The organism is Ruegeria atlantica, assembly GCF_001458195.1.
GTDB lineage: Bacteria > Pseudomonadota > Alphaproteobacteria > Rhodobacterales > Rhodobacteraceae > Ruegeria > Ruegeria atlantica.
In genome coordinates this window covers 51,174-67,682 of sequence record NZ_CYPU01000007.1, presented here as the reverse complement: position 1 = coordinate 67,682, position 16,509 = coordinate 51,174, and the positions used below count along the sequence as shown (strand labels likewise).

The 16,509-nt window shown below is 56.3% G+C and carries 13 protein-coding genes; 9 read left to right on the top strand and 4 right to left on the bottom strand.

The window, feature by feature from the left end; all coding sequences use genetic code 11:
• The first annotated feature begins 262 nt into the window (after window positions 1-262).
• The 4 genes from RUA4292_RS01330 to RUA4292_RS01315 are packed head-to-tail and all read left to right on the top strand — an operon-like array spanning window position 263 to window position 2,896.
• Window positions 263-763 carry a type III secretion system chaperone family protein gene (locus RUA4292_RS01330; protein ID WP_058275545.1) on the top strand — a complete coding sequence of 167 codons (501 nt, stop codon included), beginning with the start codon at window positions 263-265 and terminating at the stop codon, window positions 761-763.
• Between the two features lie 36 nt (window positions 764-799).
• On the top strand, window positions 800-1,615 hold the full coding sequence (gene proC / locus RUA4292_RS01325) for a pyrroline-5-carboxylate reductase (protein WP_058275971.1): 816 nt from the start codon (window positions 800-802) through the stop codon (window positions 1,613-1,615).
• The gene (locus RUA4292_RS01320; RefSeq protein WP_058275970.1) at window positions 1,608-1,946 is read left to right on the top strand and encodes a tRNA-binding protein; all 339 of its coding nucleotides are present in this window, start codon (window positions 1,608-1,610) and stop codon (window positions 1,944-1,946) included. The genes proC and RUA4292_RS01320 overlap by 8 nt, the downstream gene beginning before the upstream one ends.
• The gene (locus RUA4292_RS01315) at window positions 1,946-2,896 is read left to right on the top strand and encodes a 2-hydroxyacid dehydrogenase (RefSeq protein ID WP_058275969.1); all 951 of its coding nucleotides are present in this window, start codon (window positions 1,946-1,948) and stop codon (window positions 2,894-2,896) included. Before RUA4292_RS01320 ends, RUA4292_RS01315 begins: the two co-directional genes overlap by 1 nt.
• Here the strand turns inward: RUA4292_RS01315 and RUA4292_RS01310 are convergent.
• On the bottom strand, window positions 2,893-3,471 hold the full coding sequence (locus RUA4292_RS01310) for a thymidine kinase (protein WP_058275968.1): 579 nt from the start codon (window positions 3,469-3,471) through the stop codon (window positions 2,893-2,895). The genes RUA4292_RS01315 and RUA4292_RS01310 overlap by 4 nt on opposite strands.
• A gap of 356 nt (window positions 3,472-3,827) precedes the next feature.
• On the opposite strand from RUA4292_RS01310, the gene RUA4292_RS01305 reads away from it, so the two are divergent.
• Together RUA4292_RS01305 and RUA4292_RS01300 are read left to right on the top strand one after the other, a co-directional pair.
• The gene (locus RUA4292_RS01305; RefSeq protein ID WP_058276050.1) at window positions 3,828-4,289 is read left to right on the top strand and encodes a hypothetical protein; all 462 of its coding nucleotides are present in this window, start codon (window positions 3,828-3,830) and stop codon (window positions 4,287-4,289) included.
• 42 nt (window positions 4,290-4,331) lie between these two features.
• Complete coding sequence (locus RUA4292_RS01300; protein WP_058275967.1) at window positions 4,332-4,616, top strand: hypothetical protein; 285 nt, start codon at window positions 4,332-4,334, stop codon at window positions 4,614-4,616.
• A gap of 751 nt (window positions 4,617-5,367) precedes the next feature.
• On the opposite strand, the gene RUA4292_RS01295 is transcribed toward RUA4292_RS01300, so the two are convergent.
• A complete protein-coding gene (locus RUA4292_RS01295) occupies window positions 5,368-6,492 on the bottom strand; it encodes a beta-ketoacyl-ACP synthase III (RefSeq protein WP_058275966.1) in 1,125 nt (374 codons plus the stop codon).
• 168 nt (window positions 6,493-6,660) lie between these two features.
• Here RUA4292_RS01295 and RUA4292_RS01290 point away from each other — a divergent pair, with 168 nt between their 5' ends.
• Genes RUA4292_RS01290 through RUA4292_RS01280 form a run of 3 tightly spaced genes read left to right on the top strand, consistent with a single transcriptional unit; the run spans window position 6,661 to window position 11,221 of the window.
• Window positions 6,661-7,128 (top strand): MarR family winged helix-turn-helix transcriptional regulator, encoded by a 468-nt coding sequence (locus RUA4292_RS01290; RefSeq protein ID WP_058275965.1) that lies wholly within the window; start codon window positions 6,661-6,663, stop codon window positions 7,126-7,128.
• On the top strand, window positions 7,125-8,162 hold the full coding sequence (locus tag RUA4292_RS01285; protein WP_058275964.1) for an efflux RND transporter periplasmic adaptor subunit: 1,038 nt from the start codon (window positions 7,125-7,127) through the stop codon (window positions 8,160-8,162). The genes RUA4292_RS01290 and RUA4292_RS01285 overlap by 4 nt, the downstream gene beginning before the upstream one ends.
• Window positions 8,163-8,173: 11 nt before the next feature.
• Entirely contained in the window at window positions 8,174-11,221 is a 3,048-nt protein-coding gene (locus RUA4292_RS01280) for an efflux RND transporter permease subunit (protein ID WP_058275963.1), read from the top strand.
• A 668-nt stretch (window positions 11,222-11,889) separates the two neighbouring features.
• On the opposite strand, the gene RUA4292_RS01275 is transcribed toward RUA4292_RS01280, so the two are convergent.
• Both RUA4292_RS01275 and carB read right to left on the bottom strand, forming a co-directional pair.
• Window positions 11,890-12,768, bottom strand: a complete 879-nt coding sequence (locus tag RUA4292_RS01275; RefSeq protein WP_058275962.1) for a glycosyltransferase family 92 protein — start codon at window positions 12,766-12,768, stop codon at window positions 11,890-11,892.
• A 312-nt stretch (window positions 12,769-13,080) separates the two neighbouring features.
• Window positions 13,081-16,425, bottom strand: a complete 3,345-nt coding sequence (carB, locus tag RUA4292_RS01270) for a carbamoyl-phosphate synthase large subunit (protein WP_058275961.1) — start codon at window positions 16,423-16,425, stop codon at window positions 13,081-13,083.
• Window positions 16,426-16,509 lie beyond the last annotated feature (84 nt).

Sequence of the window (16,509 nt, the reverse complement as noted above, 5' to 3'; positions counted from 1 at the left end):
TGGGATTGTGCGGTGGTGTGTATTCTGACACCTTACCAAATTTAATCAAGACAAAGCTGGCGGTGGCACCGATATTTTGATTGCCGTTGCTGACTGTCCACAACTTATTGCTGTTATCCCCAACAAATAGGGTTGCCAGAACCCTGCCCGCGGCGCACCATATCTAGTACAGGCAGACTGGGGAAGCCCGGCTTGTAGAGCAAGCAACTAGCGCTGGGGCGCTGCCAGCCCCTAAAAGGCTAGAGATTAGTGAGGTGGCATTATGGCCCTTTCCGAACAGTTTCTCGAAGAAGACCTTCATCCAATCGACATTGTTGAACATCTTGCGGAACACCACGACTGGGATTTCGACCGGATCGGGGATGATCAGATTGCCATGGCTGTCGAAGGACAGTGGCGCACCTATTCGATCACTTTGGCCTGGTCCAACTATGACGAAACGCTCCGCATGGTGTGCTCTTTCGAAATGGAACCGCCTTCCGAACGCGAAAACGTGCTTTATGAGCTGCTCAACAAGATGAACGATCAGTGCTGGGCAGGGGCGTTCACCTACTGGGCCAATCAAAAGCTGATGGTCTACAGGTATGGTTTGGTTCTAGCGGGTGGCCAGATGGCCAGCCCGGAACAGATCGACACGATGATCACCGCTGCGGTTCTGAGCGCCGAGCGCTATTACCCCGCGATCCAACTGGTCACCTGGGGCAACCGCGATCCCGAGGATGCAATGCAGGTCGCCATTGCAGAGGCCTACGGCCGCGCGTAAAGCTTTGCCCCAAACCGGATAAGGAGAGGGGCAATCATGGACATGTCACGCGTCGCCGAGCAGGGGCTGGTTCTTCTGGGGTGCGGCAAGATGGGGTCGGCCATGCTCGCCGGTTGGCTGGAGCATGGCCTTCCTGCGTCAGCTGTCTGGGTGATTGATCCGTACCCCTCGGATTGGCTGAAGGCGCAGGGCGTCAATATCAACACTCCATTACCCGAGGCCCCGGCGGTCGTGCTGGTTGCCGTCAAGCCGCAAATGATGGGCGATGCGCTGCCATCGATCAAGGCGCTGGGCGGTGGCGGTAGTCTTTTCGTCTCGGTCGCGGCGGGTACGTCTATTGCAACCTTCGAGAATGTGCTGGGCGAAGGCACTCCGATCGTGCGCGCCATGCCGAACACTCCGGCAGCAATCCGGCAGGGAATCACGGCGCTGATTGGCAATTTGGTTGCATCGGATGCTGATGTTTCTCTTGCCGAAAACCTGCTGTCCGCCATCGGCGACACAGTTCGCCTTGAGGAAGAATCGCAGATGGATGCGGTGACAGGTCTTAGTGGCTCTGGTCCGGCTTATGTCTTTCATCTGATCGAAACGCTGGCCGCTGCCGGGCAGGCTCAGGGTCTGCCGCACGATCTGGCGATGAAGCTTGCCAAATCCACGGTGGCCGGGGCAGGAGCTTTGGCAATGGCGGCCGACGAGGACCCTTCGCAACTGCGCGTCAACGTAACGTCGCCCAATGGTACGACGCAGGCCGCGCTGGAAGTGCTGATGCATGAGGAAGAAGGTTTTCCCGACCTGCTGCACCGCGCAGTCAAGGCCGCAACTGACCGATCCAAGGAGCTGTCCCGTGAGTGAGATTTCATTCGACGATTTTCTGAAGGTCGACATCCGGGTCGGCAAGGTCGTCCGCGCCGAGCCTTACCCAGAGGCCCGCAAGCCCGCGATCAAGATGTGGATCGACTTTGGTGACGAAATTGGCGAGCGCCGAACCTCAGCCCAGATAACGGCGCATTACGATCCGATGACGTTGGTGGGCAAGCAGGTGATGGCCGTTGTCAATTTCCCACCGCGCCAGATCGGCAAGTTCATGTCCGAGGTTCTGGTGCTGGGCCTGCCCGATGACAAGGGCGAGATCGTTCTGATCGGTCCGGATGGCGAGGTTCCAACCGGCGGACGGATGCACTGATGAAACTGTTGATCGCACGCCCCATGACCGCCGCTGTTGAGGCGCGCGCCCGCGCCGAGTTCGACGTCGAAATCCGCAGCAGCACGCTGCCAATGTCGCCCGACGAAATGCGGCGCGCATTGGCTGAGTTCGATGTGGTGGTTCCGACGTTGGGGGATCAGTTTTCGGCCACAATCTTCTCCGAAGTGCCTCAACCGCGCTGCAAACTGCTGGCCAATTTCGGTGTGGGGTACAACCATATCGACGTCGCTGCCGCACAGACCGCAGGGATTCAAGTCACTAACACCCCCGGTGCGGTTACCGATGCCACTGCTGACATCGCGATTACCTTGCTGTTGTCGACCGCGCGTCGCGCGGGCGAGGGGGAACGGCTGGTCCGTTCGGGCAAATGGCAAGGCTGGCATCCGACCCAAATGCTGGGTCATCACGTGACCGGAAAACGCGTTGGGATCGTCGGGATGGGCCGCATTGGTCAGGCGATTGCGTGGCGTTGCCATTTTGGTTTCGGGATGGACGTGGCGTACCAGTCGCGCAGCCCGAAAGAGGTGGAATTTCCCGCAGAAAACATACCCGACCTGAAAGAACTGGCCGCTGCGGTCGATTTCCTGGTGCTCGCAGTGCCCGGCGGTGCGCAAACGCGCCACTTGATCAATGCGCCGGTGCTGGAGGCGATGAAACCTTCGGGCATCTTGATCAACATCGCGCGCGGAGAAGTTGTGGACGAATCCTCTCTGATCGCTGCCCTGCAATCCGGTCAGATCGCAGGCGCGGGCCTTGATGTTTATGAGTTCGAACCCACCGTTCCGCAGGCCCTGCGCGATATGGAGAATGTGACGATATTGCCCCATCTTGGCACCGCGACCGAAGAGGTCCGCACCGATATGGGGCATATAGCGCTGGACAACGTTACAGCTTTCGTCGCGGGGCGACCTTTGCCGAACCCGGTCTAGCGCCCGACGGCCTCGCGCCAATGTTTGCGGCAGAGCGAAACATAGGTTTCATTGCCGCCGATCTGTACCTGTGCGCCTTCGGTGATGGCGTTACCGTTTTCGTCCTGACGGATGACCATCGTGGCCTTGCGCCCACACTCGCAAATGGTCCGCACTTCGCGCATCTCGTCCGCTAACGCCAGCAAGGCAGCGGAGCCGGGAAACAGGTGGCCCTGAAAATCCACGCGCAAGCCATAGGCAAGGACAGGCACCCGCAGGTCATCCACTGCGCGGGCCAATTGCCAGACTTGCTCTTCGGTCAGAAATTGCGCCTCATCAATAAAGACGCAGGTGACGTTCCCTTTTTTCAGGCGCTGTTCAATCATCGCAAAAACGTCGGTTTCGGCGGCGAACGTGTCCGCATCGGCCGATATGCCGATCCGCGACGCAATCCTGCCAACACCGGCCCGGCCATCAAGGGCCGCGGTCATCAGATAGGTGTCCATCCCCCTCTCACGGTAATTGTGCGAGGCTTGCAGCAACAGGGTCGATTTTCCCGCGTTCATCGTCGAATAATTAAAGTATAGTTTTGCCATGGGTTGGGTCTAAAACGCCTGTCCACTTCGGGCAAGCCATCAATAGCCTTCAAAAAATCGACGCCGCCATTGTCATTGCGGAGGTCGAGCGTAAGCCCATTGGGGATGGATCCCCCCGCCCCAACAACGGCGACGCCGTCGGCCAACATGCGGCCTAACCGTAGCGGGACAAGAATACCGACCCGCAATCACTCATTACCGGCATTAAATGCCGCCACTCACTCACAAAACCCCCGCATATCTGAGGGATAGCCAACATATGACATTTCAATTATGAATCGAGTATGGGAATTTTCTTTTCCCTTTCCCCCGCAATGGCAGATTTAGTGGGGCGTGCAGGCAGTAAAGGTAAAAACATGGCAGATATCGGGGCCTACCTGAAAAAACACACAGAAGCGCTGGTTAAAGACGTGGGAATCGAATCCGCGTGCGAGATTACCGGCAAATCCAAAGCCACGTTGGGCCGTTATTATTCTGACAATATCGAACATACTGATCGGTTCATGCCGGTCGATGCGGTGGCGCGGCTTGAGGCAGTGGCAAACTTCCCTCACGTCACCTCGGCGCTTGCCGATCTGAAGAATATCACCCTTTCCTATGACGGGCGCAATGACGACAGCCCCCGCACTGGCGGAGTGAATTCCGACGTCATCGCGCTGAGCCAGCGGTTTGCGATGCTGATGACCGAATATCAATCGGCGATCGAGGATGGCATCATCACGGTGAACGAAGCCAAGCGCCTGTTGAGGGAAACGAGCCAGCTGCAACAGGTCCTGCTGGACATGAAGCTGCATCTGGAAGAAGAAAGCGTGAGCTGACAACGGTTTGCTTTCTATTCGCTACGGTCAATTGCCATTCGCATGGAGATCACGCGATATACTATGTTTGACTTCCATACGCCCAAGCTTCCTAAACCTCTGAATCTTGATCTTGCCTTGCTGAACGGCGGCGGGTCATGTCCGAGCCAGTTCTATGGCCAAACCCATGACGAACGGGATGTTTATGTTCGCTACCGAGGCGGTCGGCTGAGCGTTCAGATTGCTGAAAAACCCGGTGCCGACCCCATCAGCGCCGAGCCTATTTTATCGACTGATGTTGGCCCGACCTTAGACGGAACGATTTCGCTGAGGCAGTTCTGCCACTAATTTGGTGTCACCGTTCAGGGTGTTGTACCCACGGAAGCCAGGCCTGATGCAGACAGAAACACAGACCTGTCCGGAGAAACAACCTACCTTCGAGCTTACTTGGACCGGATCACGCTCGAAACGTCTCGGGTAATTTTAAAGGTCTGTACGCAGGCTTTTCCGAATGCGATTTTGGTGCGTCCGGTCTTGGACGAAAAGTTCAGGCTGAAAGAGTTGGCCGAGGTGACAACGGATGTAACCGATGATGGTGTTTGGCTGATCGACGGTACAACAAGCGTTGCGGACAAAAAAACATGCCCAAGCCGTTACGTTTTGCCAACGGAGGGGCAACTCCAGATTCATTTGAGATTCAATCTTTGGAAGTGGCCCCGCCCTCGGTACTCTCAAAGAAGCTGTGAAATTGCCTCTCAGGATCTGGGACGAAAGCTGATTGTCGCTGGTTTAAGCGGAATGCCCAAAGATGAAGAAGTGGCGTTTTCCAGTTTTCAAATTTCGACACAATTCCCGACGTCGGATTTTGCGGCACGGGCCGGGCTTTCCGTACTAGGTGACGCGCTGAAAGCGGTATTGCCCGAAGCTGGTTTAAAGCAGGTCAATTTGGACACGGATCAGGTAGTTGCGACGTTCACTCAGCCACTAGACCTAGCCTTGTACCAATGGTGTAAGTCAGGGCCAAACCGTTGGTTGGAAGTAACACGCGAGAGCGGCGACGGCCCTTGGCTGGGTGTTTGCCCCGAGTGCCCTCGGCATATCACCCGTGCCGCTTTACAATCACCGATCCCACCGAATAGCCCGCGCCGAAGGAACAGATCAGACCGACATCGCCGTCTGACAGGTCATCCGAATACTTGGAAAACGCGATGATGGACCCGGCCGAGGAGGTGTTGGCATAATCCTGCAGGATGTTGGGCTGTTCGCTTGCTTCGGGCTCGCGCCCCAGAACCTTTTTGCCGATGAAATCATTCATCGTCTTGTTGGCCTGGTGCAGCCACAGGCGCTTCAGGTCATCGCTGTTCACGCCTTCCGCGTCCATGTGATCAGAGATGTGCTTGCTGACCATCGGCAGCACTTCTTTGAAGACTTTGCGTCCGTTCTGCATGAACTGCATGTCACGGCGGTCGACCACCCCGTCAGGGCGTGAACGGCGCAGGAAGCCGTTGTTATTGCGGATATTGTTCGAGAATTCGGTCGCGCAGCGTGTCGACAAAATTTCGAAATGCGGACCCTTCGCGTCTTCGACCCGCTCGATCAAAGTGGCGGTGGCCACGTCGCCAAAGATGAAATGACAATCACGGTCGCGCCATTCCAGATGGCCTGAACAAATCTCGGGGTTTACCACCAATGCGGCGCGGACCGAGCCGGAGCGGACCATGTCCGCGGCGGCCTGAATCCCGAAAGTGGCCGAAGAACAGGCGACATTCATATCAAACCCGAACCCGTTGATGCTCAGGGCCTGCTGAATCTCGATGGCGACGGCAGGATAGGCGCGTTCGTGGTTCGAGGCGGCGCAGATCACCAGATCAACGTCCTCGGCGCAGCGCCCGGCTTGTTTCAGCGCTTTTTTGCAGGCGTCCACGGCCATCTCGGTCATAATGCCCGGTTCGTCATCGCCACGTTGACGCAACAAGGGATGCATCACGTCAGGGTCCAGAACACCGTCCTTGTCCATCACGTAGCGTTTCTCGATGCCGGAGGCCTTGAAGATGAACTCTTCCGATGAATGCTGCATCGGCTCAATCTCACCTGCCGCGATTGCGTCTGCGTTTTGGGCGTTCATCTTGTCGGCATACTTATTGAAGGCTGTGACAAGCTCGGCGTTGGTGATGACGTTTTCGGGGGTGAAAACACCTGAGCCGGTGATCGCGGGCGTGTACATGATAAGACCTGAATATTTCGGATTCGCCCAAAATGCAGTCATATATGGGTTAGATCAAGAGACGTTGACCCAAGGGAATGTCAAAGTTTGCGCTGAAAACCACTTCACATCTTGAATAGTTCATATTTCGAAGTAAATGCGGAGCCAAAGTTACAAACGGATTCACCGATGACCCATGACGACAGTGCGCTGATCCGCTGCCTCAGCTCCGAAGTGCAGGCGATGATGGGAGTCTATGCGCTGTACTGGAAACTGGAAGAAAGCCTTGACGCACTAGAAGTCGGGCTGAGCCATCAGGAATGCCATATGATGGTCAAACTTGAGCGACCCAAACGCATGGGCGTTTTGGCTGCAGACATGCTGACGGTGCCGTCCACCATCACGTCAACCGCTGACGCGCTAGAAGAGGCAGGATACCTGACCCGCCAGCGCGATCCGGAGGACCGTCGGGCGTGGTTGTTGGTTCTGACCAACAAGGGGCTTGAGATGCGGCAGGTTCTGATGTCCGAAGCGGGGGATCTGTTCCGCCGAGCTTCTGGGCTGGATGCTGACGAAACTGCCGAATTTGCACGACTGGCCCGGAAGATCCGGGAAAACATAATGAAAACAGGAATTCCTGAGGGATTGAAGAAATGAAACTCTTCACTGTACTGAGCGTTGCTCTGACCGTGTTTGCCACCTCTGTTTTGGCTCGGGATAGCGCCAAACCCGTAAAGCTAATGATGGTCCAAGAGACATCGCCCGGTTTTTCGCGCCAGTTTTTTGGACGCGTCGCTGCGCGACAGACGGTCGATCTGGCCTTTCAGGTTTCCGGCCAAATCGTCGAAATGCCGGTGACCGAGGGGTTCGTGATACCCAAGGGCGAGCTGATCGCACAATTGGATCAGGAACCATTCCAGCGCCGCTATGACCGCGCTGTCCTGCAAAAGGATCAGGCAGATCGTACCGTCGCCCGCCTTTCCCGTCTGCGCGGAACCACAGCCAGTCAGGTGGCAGTGGATGACGCGGAAACCGAAGCGCAACTGGCGGATATCGCCGTCCGCGATGCAGAATACGATCTGGAACATGCAACACTAACCGCGCCGTTTGACGCGCTGGTCTCACGCCGAACGGTCGAGGCTTTTACGACTGTAAACGCAGGAGCGCCCATCGTGCGTATCCACGATATGTCCGAATTGCGGATCGAAGTAGATGTTCCGGAAATCCTGTTCCAACGATCGGGGCAGGAAGATGACATTGCGATTACAGCGAAGTTTCCAACCAGCGACGAGGTCTTCCCTCTGCAGATCCGGGAATTTGACGCCGAAACCTCGAGCGTGGGTCAGACTTTCCGCATCCAATTTGGCCTCACGCCACCCGAAGGATTGCAGATTTTGCCGGGTTCGTCGGTGACCGTGAATGTGAAGGTCCAGGACGCTCGGACAGGTATCGTTGTGCCTGCAACGGCCATCATTTCGGACGCAGAGGGCGGTCTGGGTGTCATGGTGTTTTCACCGGTTGGGGCCGATGAAGGCGCCGTCCAGCTTGTGCCGGTTACCATCGAACCCACGCAGACCGGCGAAGTCCGTGTTCTGACAGGGTTGAACGATGGTGACGAGATCGTCGTCGCGGGTGGCAGCACCTTGACAGATGGCCAAGCCGTTCGCCGCTTTGCTGGCTTTGCGAACTGAAGGGCGGATCGATGAACATTGCGCGCGCATCCATTGACCGCCCGATCTATACGTGGCTGATAATCCTGATCGCCCTTTTTGGTGGCGTCTGGGGTTTCCTGTCGTTGGGACGTCTGGAAGATCCGGCCTTCACCATCAAAAACGCGGTCATCGTGACCCAATATCCTGGTGCAACCGCTGAACAGGTGGCGCTGGAGGTATCCGAGCCACTAGAATCCGCCATCCAGCAAATGGGTGAGGTTGATACGATCACATCTGTGAATCAGCCCGGTCTTTCGCTGATCGAGGTTGAGATCCAATCGACATATGACGGAACCGAATTACCTGAAATCTGGACCAAACTGCGCGCCAAAGTGCGTGATACGGCCCGCAGTCTGCCCTCCGGTGTGCAGGCACCGCTGGTCAATGACAGGTTCGGCGATGTGTTCGGACTGTTCTATGCGGTAACGGCTGATGGGTTTTCAGACGCTGAAAAACACGAACTGTCGACCTACTTGCGGCGCGAATTGCTGACCGTCGAAGGCGTCGCAGACGTAGAAGTGATGGGCCTGCCGCAAGAGGCGATCTTTGTAGAGCCCGATCTGGCCATCTCGGTGAACCAGAATGTGCCACTGCAGTCCCTCAACGAGGCCATTGCCAATGCGGATTCGGTGAACGCTTCGGGCTCGGTCCGCTCAGAGAATGACCGCACGACCATCCTGACTGCCGAAGGGTCGGACAGTGTCTCAGCGATTGCGGGATTGTCGGTTGGCTCGCAAGGGCAGGTGATCAACCTGTTTGATATGTCCGACGTATATCGTGGCCGCCAGACCGACCCCGAGGTGATGATCCGGTTCAACGGCACCGAAGCCTTCACATTGGGCATAGCGGGTCTGTCCACCGAAAACATTGTCGAGGTCGGCAAACGCGCCGATGCAAAATTCGCCAAGCTGGATTCGCAAATCCCGTTTGGCGTTGAAATCCTGCCGATCTACCAACAGCACGTGGTGGTCGAGCAGGCCTCGAATGACTTTCTGGTAAATCTGGCCATGTCCGTGACCATTGTGGTTATCGTACTCGCGGTGTTCATGGGATGGCGCGCGGCGGTTGTTGTCGGCTCAACCCTGTTGCTGACCGTGGTGGGAACGCTGCTGTTCATGTCGATGTTCTCGATCGAGATGGAGCGGATTTCGCTGGGCGCACTGATCATCGCGATGGGAATGCTGGTGGATAACGCCATCGTTGTGGCTGAGGGCATGCAGATCGCAATGCTGCGCGGGAAAAACTCGCGCGATGCCGCGGATGAGGCCGCGTCCAAGACGCAAATCCCGTTGTTGGGCGCGACCGTCATCGGGATCATGGCCTTTGCAGGGATCGGTCTTAGCCCGGATGCGACGGGCGAGTTCCTGTTCTCTCTGTTTGCGGTGATCGGTATTTCACTGCTGCTGAGCTGGGTGCTGGCTCTGACGGTGACACCAATGCTGGGCCACTATTTCTTCAAGCAGGGTGAGGCAGGCGCTGTGGATGCCTATGGCGGGATCATGTTCCGTGTCTACGGCAGCATCCTGCGCTGGGCGCTCCGGTTCCGCTGGCTCGTTGTTGCCGGTTTGATTAGCGTCACTGTTGCCTGTTTCGCCGGGTTTGGACTGGTCAAACAGCAATTCTTCCCGGATTCGAACACGCCGCTGTTCTTCGTGCACTACAAACTGCCGCAAGGTACGCCCATCGCGCGAACGGCCGAGGATATGGCTGTGTTCGAAGAATGGCTGGACAAACGCGACGATGTCGTTGCCGTCACCACATTTGTCGGGCAGGGGGCAACCCGGTTTCTGCTGACCTATTCGGCAGAGAAACCGAACCCCAGCTATGGGCACATGATCATCCGCACCGAAACTCTGGACGACATCCCCGCATTGCAGGCTGATCTAGAGGCGTTTGGCTCGGCTCAATTCCCCGAAGGTGAGTTCCGCACCAAGCGTCTGATCTTTGGCCCCGGCGGCGGTGATCCGATCCAGGCCCGGTTCTCGGGTAGTGATCCGGCCGTTCTGCGGCAGCTTGCGGACGAGGCGATTCAGCGGATGCGCGGTGCGTCCGAGAACGCTTTGCATGTCTATCAGGACTGGCGTGAGAAAGAACTGGCGGTTCAGCCTATCTATGCGACAGAACGAGCGCAGACAGCCGGTGTCACCCGTGAAGATATCGCCGGAACGCTGCAATTTTCGACCGATGGCATCAGGGCGGGTGTCTTTCGGGAACGCGACCGTTTGATCCCGATCATCATCCGCCGCCCTGCGGACGGAGATTACTCGATCGTCGATCAGGTCGTGTACTCGGATCAGTCCGAAAAGTTTGTGCCAATCGAACAGATGGTCGACGGGTTCGAGTACAAATCGCTCAACACGCTGGTTCATCGTCGTGACCGGGTGCTGACCATTACCGTCGGCGCCGAAATTCCGGCGGGTCTGACGGCGGCTCAGGTCCACTCGGAAGTGCGCGCTGCCATCGAAGAGATGGAACTGCCCGCAGGGTATCGCATGGAGTGGGGTGGCGAGTTCGAAAACGCCGGTGACGCCAACGAAAGCCTGGGCCGTCAGTTGCCGGTCAGCCTGCTGATCATGGTGCTGATTTCGGTGCTGATTTTTAACGCCATCCGTCAACCGATTATCATCTGGTTGCTGGTGCCGATGTCCGTGAATGGCGTAGTCATTGGGCTGCTGGGCACGGGTCTGCCGTTCACATTCACGGCGCTGCTGGGTCTGCTCAGCCTGTCGGGCATGCTGATCAAGAACGGAATTGTTTTGGTCGAGGAAATCGATCTGGTCCGCGAAACCGGCAAAGGCTTGCGCGAGTCGATTATCGAGGCCTCGGTCTCACGTCTGCGCCCAGTGATGCTGGCCGCGATCACCACTATTCTGGGCATGGCGCCATTGCTGACGGATGCGTTCTTCAAGTCCATGGCGGTAACGATTATGGGCGGTCTGGCCTTCGCGACTATCCTGACGATGGTCGCAGCGCCCGTCTTCTACATGATCTTCTTCGCGCGGGATGAAAAGCGTGAGGCGAAAGAAGCAGCAGTCTGACGGCGAGGCCCTTCATCAATACGATCAAACCCGGCCGGAGTTTCATCTGGCCGGGTTTGTTGATCAGTCGACACGGTCAACCGCGGCCTGCGTTTAAGATGCCAGTGCTTTTCGTGGAATAAGGCTGCCGGGAGACTTTAGCAGCCCAATCGTATGGACGTGCCACAACGTAAAACAAATTAGGCCGGAGGGCACGATGCAGAACGGTGCGAACACCGTTAAACAATTTGTCGCGCGCAATAATCAAACGGAATGCCTGCCAAAACTCGGTGTCGTATTGGAGCTTTCCCTTTTTGGCATGTGTCGCTGAGCCGAGGTCGTAAGGTAGTTTGAATTCGGCTTACTATGGAAAATGACCTGACACTTTCGATGACGTCCCGCCTGTTGATGATAGGTGGGTTTAGCCTGGTTAGGTTATCACAGAGCCGGGTTAAATTCTGGCTAACAAGAAGGGAGGCTGCCTTCCAAAATTTGCAACCCAACTCTTAGCAAAACTTGATGCAGATCACCGCGAAAGCGTGGAACTGCCCCAAAGCGCCCCACGGGAAACACGAACTAATTTCGGAATTCGCTGACCAACTGCTTGTTTCAAGTTTCTTTAAGGCTTTTCATCTCTTCCTAGTCAGAAAATGAAACCAGTGCGCGTTCGCAATTCCGGTGAATGAATATTACGTTGACGGGAGTGATGCTACCATCTCTGCCAGTAGGATATCTTCCTCGCTACATTGAGCATCAAAAAAGCTAAGGAACTCAAGTTGACGAGCGATTTCGGTATGCTGGTTAAATGCATCCCCACGGGTCATTTTAACGGTGGTCCAAAACTCACGGCTTTGAACTGCGTAGTGATTAATTTGAAACTTCTGGTTGTCTGAAACGGTTCGCGAGGAGTCCGCCCCGCGCACGGAATGCATTGATAGGTGCAACACCTTCTTAACAACACTCGTCCTAACTGCGTATTTTTTACCTTTGTGTGGATAAAGATGCGGCCACTTTTGATGTAGTGACAACCTTAAACTGGCGGGGTGTTTTATATGTCCAGAACTTCCGAACATGGACCAGTTGACATAAATCACATCGATATCATCGTATGCACGCAAGGCCTCTGACAGTAATTCTCCATCCTTACAAAACCAAAACTCATCCAAGTCAGCTACGATCAGCCACCTAAACCGCTTAGCAATCTCAAAATGTTTGAAAGCCCGCCAATAGTGGTGCAATTGCTTGTGCCGTTTTGGTAGCGATATCACCTCAACAAAACCGGAATCTATAAATTCAGATAGCAACTCCAGCGAGTTATCTGTGCTGCCGTTGTCTATCAGAAAAACCTTGTCGGCGCCTTGCCACTTATAATGCTCGACCCATTCTCGAGTATTCAGTGCTTCGTTTTTGAAAATACCTAGGACGCAGAGTTGATTGTCATAAGTTCCTAGATTTCTCAACTTTCGCTGTTTCTTGCGGTTTTGTTTGCGCTTTGCATTCCATTGACGAATGGAAGATCGAATAGAATTGATCTTGTTGTTCTCCGAGGTGTTGAGGGGGACACGCATGGCTTATAGATACACACTATCTCTTTTCGCCGGATGCATATCGTTTTTTAGCGAGATTGCCAATCACCCAGACAGGCTTTTCTTGTTGGCCGCCCATATCGTGAAAGGGCAACACAAATCAGCGATTAAACCTGTTCTAGATCAATGGGACAAAGGGCACATCACACGCTGCAAGCGTCATCATTGCGGCGAAAACCATAAACCTGCGCATTTGTTTTTTCCTTCTGCTCAATCACAGAAAAGATGCGCGCCCGGCGACCTAAGGTCAACGGGCGCGCGAAACGGTCGGTCGTGTAAGCAGGTTAAGGCCCATCAGCCCTGCAGCGATCTAACCTCGACATCACCCTCGGTCTGCGCCTTGATCGCCAGCGCGGCGGCGTGGCTCGCGGCAGCTGTGGTGTAGTACGGGATCTTGTCATACAGTGCGATGGATCGGATGGCTTTGCTGTCTTCAACCGCTTGAGCACCTTCGGTGGTGTTCATCAACAGCTGAACCTGGCCGTCTTTCAACATATCGACCACGTCTGGGCGGCCCTCATAGACCTTGTTGACGATTTCACAGGCAACGCCCTGCTCGGCCAGCCAGCTTTGTGTGCCACGGGTCGCGACAAGCGAGAAGCCCTGTTCCGTAAGAACTTGAGCGGCTTCAAGCATGGCCGCACCCTTGTCGGCGTCCTTGATCGAGATAAACGCACGACCCGAAGAGGGCAGAACCATGCCTGCGCCCATCTGCGCCTTGAGGAAAGCACGCGGGAAGTCGCGGTCCCAACCCATGACTTCGCCGGTCGAACGCATTTCCGGGCCCAAGATGGTGTCGACGCCGGGGAAGCGGGCAAAAGGCAAAACAGCCTCTTTCACCGAGAACCAAGGCATGTCCGGATCGGCCAGCGTCATCTGGTCGGCAATCTTGGTATCCTGACCATCCTTATATGCGGGGCGCATAGGGAAGTTCGACAGTTTCTCACCGGCCATGACGCGGGCTGCAATCGAAGCAATCGCACTGTCGGTCGCCTTGGCCACAAACGGTACGGTCCGTGAGGCGCGCGGGTTCACTTCGATCAGGTAGATCTCATCGTCTTTGATCGCGAACTGCACATTCATCAGGCCGACAACGTTCAGTGCATTGGCCAGCTTGAACGTCTGGCCCTTGATCTGATCGATAATCTCTGCCGATAGCGAGTAGGGCGGCAGCGAACAGGCCGAGTCGCCGGAATGGACGCCCGCCTCTTCGATATGCTGCATGATGCCCGCAACATGCACGTCGGTACCATCGCACAGCGCATCCACGTCCAGCTCGACCGCACCGGCCAAGTAGCTGTCCAGCAGCACAGGGCTGTCGCCCGAGACGACCACGGCCTCGTTGATGTAGCGCCTCAGTTGATCCATATCGCGCACGATTTCCATCGCGCGACCACCCAGAACGTAAGAGGGGCGGATTACCAACGGGAAACCGATCTCTTCAGCAATATCTAGCGCCTGTGCGTCGGTTGATGCGATGCCGTTTCTGGGCTGTTTTAGGCCCAGATCATTTACCAGCGCCTGAAAGCGTTCACGGTCTTCGGCCAGATCGATGGCATCCGGAGTGGTGCCCAGGATCGGAATGCCTTCGGCTTCCAGCGCGTTGGCCAGTTTCAGGGGCGTCTGACCGCCGTACTGAACAATCACGCCGTGCAGGGTGCCGTTTTCCTGCTCCTTCGTCAGGATTTCCATGACGTGTTCGAAAGTCAGAGGTTCAAAATACAGACGATCCGAGGTGTCGTAATCGGTCGACACGGTCTCGGGGTTGCAGTTGATCATGATGGTTTCATAACCAGCCTCGGTCAGCGCGAAACAGGCGTGGCAGCAGCAATAGTCGAACTCGATGCCCTGACCAATCCGGTTCGGGCCACCGCCAAGGATGACGACTTTCTTGCGGTCAGACGGACGCGCCTCGCATTCTACGTCACCCATCATGGGGGCTTCGTAGGTCGAGTACATATAGGGCGTCTGCGCCTCGAACTCGGCGGCGCAGGTGTCGATGCGTTTGAACACGGCTGTAACGCCCAGATTGCGGCGCGCCCGGCGGACGTTGTCTTCGTCACGACCAGTAAGATTTCCCAAACGCGCGTCAGTAAAGCCCAGCATCTTGAGCTTACGGATGCCTTCCTCGGTCACGGGCAGGCCGTCTTTGCGCACTTGGCGTTCGGCTTCGATGATCTCGCGGATACGGGCAAGGAACCAAGGGTCGAACTTGGTGACGCCAAAGATCTCATCGTCGGTCAGCCCGTGGCGCATTGCTTGCGCGATGGTGCGCAGACGGTCAGGTGTCTGCTGGCTGATTGCCTTGATGACGGCGGCCTTGTCGTCGGCTTCGTCCCAGACACCGACATTCAGGCCGGGGATTTCCACCTCATCAAACCCGGTCAGACCCGATTCCATCGAAGCCAGCGCCTTTTGCATCGATTCGTGGATGGTACGGCCGATAGACATGGCCTCACCCACCGATTTCATGGCGGTGGTCAGATAAGGTTCAGACCCAGGGAATTTCTCGAAGGTGAATTTCGGGATCTTGGTGACGACATAGTCGATGGTCGGCTCGAACGAGGCAGGCGTGACCTTGGTGATATCGTTGTCCAGTTCGTCCAGCGTGTAGCCCACAGCCAGCTTGGCGGCGATCTTGGCAATCGGGAATCCGGTTGCCTTTGACGCCAGCGCCGAAGACCGCGATACGCGCGGGTTCATCTCGATCACGACCATACGACCGTCGACCGGGTTGATCGCCCATTGTACGTTCGATCCGCCGGTCTCGACGCCGATCTCGCGCAGCACGGCAATCGAGTGATTGCGCATGACCTGGTATTCTTTGTCGGTCAGCGTCAGGGCCGGGGCAACGGTGATCGAGTCACCCGTGTGCACGCCCATTGGGTCGATGTTCTCGATGGAACAGACAATGATGGCATTGTCGGCGGTGTCGCGCACCACCTCCATCTCATATTCTTTCCATCCCAAAAGGCTTTCGTCGATTAGGATCTGGCCCACTGGCGAGGCATCCATGCCGGTGCGACAAATATGGATATAGTCTTCGCGGTTATACGCCACGCCGCCGCCTGTGCCGCCCAGCGTAAAGGCGGGGCGGATGATGGCGGGTAAGCCCACATTTTCAAGGGTTTCGAGGGCCAGCGCCACACCGGCGTCCAGGTCTTTCTTGCCGCTTTCGTTCTTGGGGGCAGTCACGATCTCGGCCTTGGGGTTTTCGATGCCCAGCCGGTCCATCGCCTCGCGGAACAAGGCGCGGTCTTCGGCCATTTCAATGGCGTCGCGCTTGGCACCGATCATCTCGACGCCAAACTTGTCCAGCACGCCCATCTCTTCCAGCGCGAGCGAGGTGTTCAGGCCGGTCTGCCCGCCCATGGTGGGCAGTAGCGCGTCGGGGCGTTCTTTTTCAATGATCTTGGCGACAACTTCTGGTGTGATCGGTTCGATATATGTTGCGTCGGCCAGCCCGGGGTCGGTCATGATCGTGGCGGGGTTTGAGTTCACCAGAATGACCCGGTATCCTTCTTCCCGTAGTGCCTTGCAGGCCTGAGCGCCGGAATAGTCGAACTCGCAAGCCTGACCAATAACAATGGGGCCCGCCCCGATGATCATGATCGACTGAATGTCGGTTCTTCTCGGCATGGCCACGTTCCTTCGATTGTCCGCGATTCAGGGCACCCCCAAGCGCCCAAATTGTCCTGCGTTATAGGGACCGCGCGAAAAGGT